This is a genomic window from Methanobrevibacter sp. (genome assembly GCF_045220775.1).
In the GTDB taxonomy this organism is placed as follows: Archaea; Methanobacteriota; Methanobacteria; order Methanobacteriales; family Methanobacteriaceae; genus Methanocatella.
The window spans coordinates 1-5,301 of sequence record NZ_JBGUWC010000075.1; the positions used below are offsets into that span (position 1 = coordinate 1).

At 35.0% G+C, this 5,301-nt stretch carries 8 protein-coding genes; 2 read left to right on the plus strand and 6 right to left on the minus strand.

Going from position 1 to position 5,301, the window contains the following annotated elements; all coding sequences use genetic code 11:
- On the plus strand, positions 1 to 246 hold a 246-nt coding region (locus ACJROP_RS04430; RefSeq protein ID WP_406534283.1), incomplete at its 5' end, for a hypothetical protein.
- 268 nt (positions 247 to 514) lie between these two features.
- Complete coding sequence (locus tag ACJROP_RS04435; RefSeq protein WP_406534284.1) at positions 515 to 904, plus strand: hypothetical protein; 390 nt, start codon at positions 515 to 517, stop codon at positions 902 to 904.
- A 6-nt stretch (positions 905 to 910) separates the two neighbouring features.
- On the opposite strand, the gene ACJROP_RS04440 is transcribed toward ACJROP_RS04435, so the two are convergent.
- The 6 genes from ACJROP_RS04440 to ACJROP_RS04465 form a co-directional block, all read right to left on the minus strand.
- Positions 911 to 2,320 carry a phage terminase large subunit gene (locus ACJROP_RS04440; protein WP_406534285.1) on the minus strand — a complete coding sequence of 470 codons (1,410 nt, stop codon included), beginning with the start codon at positions 2,318 to 2,320 and terminating at the stop codon, positions 911 to 913.
- A complete protein-coding gene (locus ACJROP_RS04445; protein ID WP_406534286.1) occupies positions 2,313 to 3,122 on the minus strand; it encodes a hypothetical protein in 810 nt (269 codons plus the stop codon). The genes ACJROP_RS04440 and ACJROP_RS04445 overlap by 8 nt, the downstream gene beginning before the upstream one ends.
- 12 nt (positions 3,123 to 3,134) lie before the next feature.
- Positions 3,135 to 3,383, minus strand: a complete 249-nt coding sequence (locus tag ACJROP_RS04450; RefSeq protein ID WP_406534287.1) for a hypothetical protein — start codon at positions 3,381 to 3,383, stop codon at positions 3,135 to 3,137.
- A 138-nt stretch (positions 3,384 to 3,521) separates the two neighbouring features.
- Complete coding sequence (locus ACJROP_RS04455; RefSeq protein WP_406534288.1) at positions 3,522 to 3,719, minus strand: hypothetical protein; 198 nt, start codon at positions 3,717 to 3,719, stop codon at positions 3,522 to 3,524.
- A 329-nt stretch (positions 3,720 to 4,048) separates the two neighbouring features.
- Positions 4,049 to 4,855, minus strand: coding sequence for a pseudomurein-binding repeat-containing protein (locus tag ACJROP_RS04460; protein WP_406534289.1), 807 nt, complete (start codon positions 4,853 to 4,855; stop codon positions 4,049 to 4,051).
- Between the two features lie 36 nt (positions 4,856 to 4,891).
- Positions 4,892 to 5,301 (minus strand): hypothetical protein (locus ACJROP_RS04465; RefSeq protein ID WP_406534290.1); only part of this gene is annotated, 410 nt, incomplete at its 5' end.

A 5,301-nucleotide genomic window follows, 5' to 3' on the forward strand; every position in this document is an offset into this window, starting at 1 on the left:
CTGATTCCATATATGGTGCTGCATCATGGAAGAGACGGATACAATTATGTATGCTTTACCAGCGGGTTAAGAATGGCATTACAGGAAGCAAATAAAGTCTGCTATGATGTAAAAGGAATTGCAGAATTACTGGGATGGGAATATAAAACAGTTAATTTATCCAAACGAACAACCGTTATGGTTATTAGGTTTGATAAGTTTTTAACATTCCTATATCCTGATTTAAAACAAAAGGAGGAAAATTAGCCGAAGTAATTTGAAAGTAATTTAGGTAATCTGAGGGCCAAATTACCTTATCGAAAAATTTTAAAGGATTTCAAAGCTTTTATTTTTTAATTTAAGAGTTTTAAATCAATTAATTTTTTTAGAGGTAATTTTGTAATTTGACCCTGTTTTGAGTTATAGCCTTAGAGAGAAAATAGCTATTATGTTCAAATTACCAAATTACTAAATTACTTATTTTTGCTAAATTACTAAATTACTAAATTACCTTAAGAATAAAGAGCTGATAAAAATGTTTAGATGTGATTGCTACCCCAATCATGACATTTGCAAAAACAAAAACACATGTGAATTTTGGATACCATTAAATCAAAAACTTGACCAAGTATATCGCCAAATATCTTATGAGCTATTTCAATTAGAAAAGCTACATCAAAGAAAACAAGAATACTTCAAAATATTATCCCAAATAAAACAAGGAGTATATACTGAAACAGTAAATGGTAGGCAAGTTCCTAAAAAGAATGTATTGGGAGAGGACATACATGAACCTGAACATGTACAAGTTGGATTAAATTATAATGTCATCTGCCAGGACATTACAGATACAGAAAGCATACTTAGAGAATTAAGAAGAATTGAAAATGATATATTAAAAATATTAAAAAATAGAGTTGATTAATAGCTATTATGTGGAATACCACTTATCAACATTAACTCTTTGAGTTTGAACTTCAGAAACTATTTTTTCATAACCTCCAGTGAATGCCACTACACAGTCATCATGAATAGCTTCATTTGGATACGCTGTAATTTTTTCCAGAAATTCCATCGCCCACTTTTTCGTAAACCCTGTCCTATCCTTTCCAACCAGGAAAATTCCATTCTTTTGAATATCGGCCGAAACTCTTCTTGCCCTATCAATTTTGTTTTCTCTTGAGTTGCCGGTGCCTGTGGCGAATCCTCTTCTGTTCAGCTCATCTATAATTAATAATCCGAAGTTTTTGCCTGTGCTTCCGTCGAGTTCGATATACTGCACGTCTGACTTGTCACGTGCTGCAGTATTTAGAATTTCATTAATCAGGTTTCTTGACTCAAGCTGAAACTCATATGAGTCCAGGATGTAAATGTTGCCGTTTAGGTCTTTGGCCAGCATGACTCCTGCAGTATAATCCGGATCACTTCCCCTCAATTTGTCATCGTTCAACACTTCAGTGGCTGCAAGATCCCAGTATCTGATGACTCTGACAATAGGTATTTTCATGTACTCGTCATGAGATATAATATGGAAGTCTGACTCGTCGAATAGCTGGCCTTTGACTGAAGCATACCAGTTACCGTTCATCAGCTGTTCCCTTGTTACCCTATCCAATCCCATAAGATATTCTTCATAGTCGTTTCTGTCAAGATAAATGTTATCCAGATAGCTGGAGGAAATGAATCTTATTTGTGTTTTGTCCTGAATGTCTGTATCAATTTTTTCTATGAATCTTTCACGAACCCATTTGTTTCCACGCTTTCCAGGGTTTGATGATGCCATCAGTTGTGTTGGAAGTTTATTGTCTTTGGTTTTCCTTACTCTGGACCTCATATAGATATATTTGAATCTTTCAAGTTGTGTCAGCTCATCAATACCAATGAACTGATATTCAGAACCTTGGTAAGTATCGAGGTCATTGATGTTTCTCAAATATCCGAAAGTCAGTGAGTTTCCATTGGGAAATGTCCATGAATGTTCTGTTCCATCCCACTTCGGTTTGATGCTTTGATTATTCTGAATTTCCTTTCTGTTAAGCCATTGACTGGCTTTATGTATTAATGCTCCTTTTCTTTTAAGGTCAGATAATGTTCTTCTCAATATCAATGCATGGTATTCGTTGGCATCATCCTGAACATAGAACAATGCTCTCATGAGTAGACTTGTTGATTTGGAACCTCCAGCGGCACCTCCAATCAGGACTTCCTTTTCAGTTGCCAGTATCATTTCAGCCTGCTTTGGAAATGGATTGAAGGGAATATATGGATTCTCATATACGCACTTCTGTAGAATAGCCTTATCCCTGGCACTTAAATAGAATTCACCGTTTTCATCATACATTGTTATCGTCAATTTGTTTTGCTAGGATTTCTATTTCATTCATTATGTCCTTTTGTGAGATTTCGATTTTTTTGTCTTCAAGTTCTAAAACTCTGTTTTTGAATAGCCTGTCCATTTCATCTTTGAATAATCTGTTTTTGGCTTCAAATGCTTTGACTGACAATTCTAAGTATCTGATTTTTAGTTCTGTAAGGTCAATTAGGTATCTTGCAAGGCTTTTTTCGTTGGCGTTGTATCTTACTTCCTGATCCAGTTTTGCAAAGTCAATTTCAATGCCTACAGCATTTTTGGTAATCTTGTCAAGATTGTCGAGACCTGTTTTGATGTCTGTGACCTGTTGCTGGAGTATTGTGTCAATAGCCAAATCAATATTGTCCTCGTGAACGTTGTTGTCTGTTATTTGCCTTTGAGTGATGGCTCTGTCCGTTAATGCTTCCTTGTTTTTTGCTCTTGGGTCTTTTTCATTATCCGTTAGATGGTATTTCTTTTTGAATCTTGAAAATGTTGCCCTGCTTACTTCAAAGTCATGTTCATCATCCAGCCATCTTCTCACACTTTCATCAGTAGCTCCTTGAGTTTTCATGACCATTATTTCATCTAAAAGTGTTTCCAGGAAGTCTACTTTAGTTAGTTTTAATCCTGCTTTGAATCTTCTGAAGGTGGTTTCGGGAACTTCACATTCATATTTTGTTTTTAACAGTTCTATGATTTCCTTGTTGCTCATTGCCTTCTTGCAGCAGTTTATTATTTCCTGTTCGTGCTGTTCTAAAAAGAAAATGATGTCTGAATTTCCACGACCCATGGTGATGGACCCCTATAAATCTCTTAATTCCCTTTCAAGTTGGTGTTTTCTTGCTTCGATTAAACCGTATTCCCTTTGCTTTATGATTCTTTCATAATTTGGATTTTCCTGTATTGATGATCTTGTCTGCTCTGCATCGCCGATAGCTATTAGCATTGCTCCGAGTTCATATGCGTCCTTGTGTGTAAAACTGGATTCCTCTACTATTTTTTTGAGTGTTATTTCAACTCTTGCGCTGATGTTGGTTTTTTCGGTTATCATAATACATATATTTATTATATATTATATATAAAATTTTATTATAAAAAAAATATAAAAGTAATAATAAATTATTACTTTTGCCTATGAAAAAAAGTTTTCTTTTGAAGAGTTACATACCCGAGATATATTTTTTGAAGCTTATTCTTCATCGCCCATTTCGTCAAGTTCCTTTTGAAGGTCATTAATCTGCATTTCCTTGTAGAACCTTTCGAACTTGCCCACTTCAATGAGATAAGCTGAAACTTCAAGAGCATCTCTATAGGTATAGTTGGACTCTTTGATAATTTGCTTTTTGTCTTCATCCATGTAGGATGAGGTATTATTTATATTGGCCATAGCTATTACAACCTGTATATAATAATTAATATAATATTTTATTATTTCAATTATATAAAATTATCATTATCAGTTTCAAAACCTCAAGTTCAGGAATAACAATTTTCATCTTTGTTTTTCTCATTAGTTTCCAAGAAGATACGGTTAATATAATCAATATAATATATCATAGTATTAATTTAATGAATTGAAATTTACATTAACGGAAGGGTTTTTGGAAATCCGATATGATTTGAAATCAGAATTATATGAAATTGTTTAAAAAGTAAGTTTCCTAACTTGATTCCCAATACCAACGTTAAAAAAAAGAAAAATAGTTAACATTAACGTTAACTGCTGTACAAATCCGTAAATATCCATGACGGATCAATAGCTATGAGATTTCCGTCTTCACACCAGAGTGCCCTTACATTGCCTGAAGTCGTATCTGCAACTGCAGCGGGATCACGGTTAATCCAGTTTCCTGAAGTGTGTTTTTTGTGCCTGAGCCTTAACCTGATGTGGCCTGTACCGCTTACACGGCATTTGACATGAACAAACTGCACGTCATAGCCTAAGCTTTTAGCTATACGGTAATACACCTGTCCCCAGTCAACACAATTGGAACCTTTACCCACTTTAGCATCGTTGATTGTTTTCTTGTCAGTCTTTTGCGAATCAAAGTATTTGCTGTATAATTTCCTCTTTGCTATAATGGCTAAAGCCTCATCTATTGTGTTTCCCTTGAAGCTGAAGGTTTTTACAAAGAGCTTCATTGTGGAATCAGTATAATCCGGCAGTGTTGATTTCCTGTAAACAATTGCCGGAAGCCTTCCGTTCGCCCTGATGTATGCCTCTGTCCTTATGGCCATGTCCACATATTCGGCCTTGTCTATCTCCTCACCATTTTTAAGTGTCACATAGTTTGGAAGGAAATCCAAGGATTTGTTGTCTTTTATCAGGGCCATCGTATACATTGCCACCAGCTTATTGTTTCCAAGCTTTTTGGCTTTCTTTTCTATGTCCCTGCAGTTGCCTTTCAAGGTCAGTATCTGGTAATGGTCACGCTTCTTGTACTTCTTTTTGTTTTGGATGAGCCAGTAGGCAATTGAATTCATTGCCTCACAAAAGCTTGTCCAACTAATATTATCCTTCATATTATATTTTTTATATAAACAAGATAATATTTTTTTCTATAAATCAATGTCTCTGTTATGAATCCATTCACGATGCTTTCCGATAGCTACACGTACAATGACATCAATCAAATCAGTTTCATCTTCTTTTTCAAAATAGTAATATGCAGGCCCTTCCAAAATCTGTCTTAAGTCATAAAACGGCCTTGGTTTTATTGCATCCGGATGCATCAGCCCATAATTTTTGAGCAGCTTAACGTTTTCAGTTTCGTATTTCTCCAGTCCAGATTTCTGGACTTTGGTGGCTACTGTCTTTTCCTTCTTGTCGAAAATCCTGGCTATCTGTGTTGAATCAATCAATATGCTTGATTCTATTAACAGCAATGTTATTTCCTTTCCTTTCACTGTTATTGTTGTCGGATGTGAATTTTCACTGTCTAGAATTAGTTTCATTTTTATAGCCTCTA

What these genes read in the sequence shown, in the direction of transcription:
- ACJROP_RS04455 (WP_406534288.1), bottom strand. Translation starts at nt 3,719, where the DNA reads ATGGCCAATATAAATAATACCTCATCCTACATGGATGAAGACAAAAAG.
- ACJROP_RS04445 (WP_406534286.1), bottom strand. Translation starts at nt 3,122, where the DNA reads ATGGGTCGTGGAAATTCAGACATCATTTTCTTTTTAGAACAGCACGAA.
- ACJROP_RS04440 (WP_406534285.1), bottom strand. Translation starts at nt 2,320, where the DNA reads ATGTATGATGAAAACGGTGAATTCTATTTAAGTGCCAGGGATAAGGCT.
- ACJROP_RS04435 (WP_406534284.1), top strand. Translation starts at nt 515, where the DNA reads ATGTTTAGATGTGATTGCTACCCCAATCATGACATTTGCAAAAACAAA.
- ACJROP_RS04450 (WP_406534287.1), bottom strand. Translation starts at nt 3,383, where the DNA reads ATGATAACCGAAAAAACCAACATCAGCGCAAGAGTTGAAATAACACTC.
- ACJROP_RS04460 (WP_406534289.1), bottom strand. Translation starts at nt 4,855, where the DNA reads ATGAAGGATAATATTAGTTGGACAAGCTTTTGTGAGGCAATGAATTCA.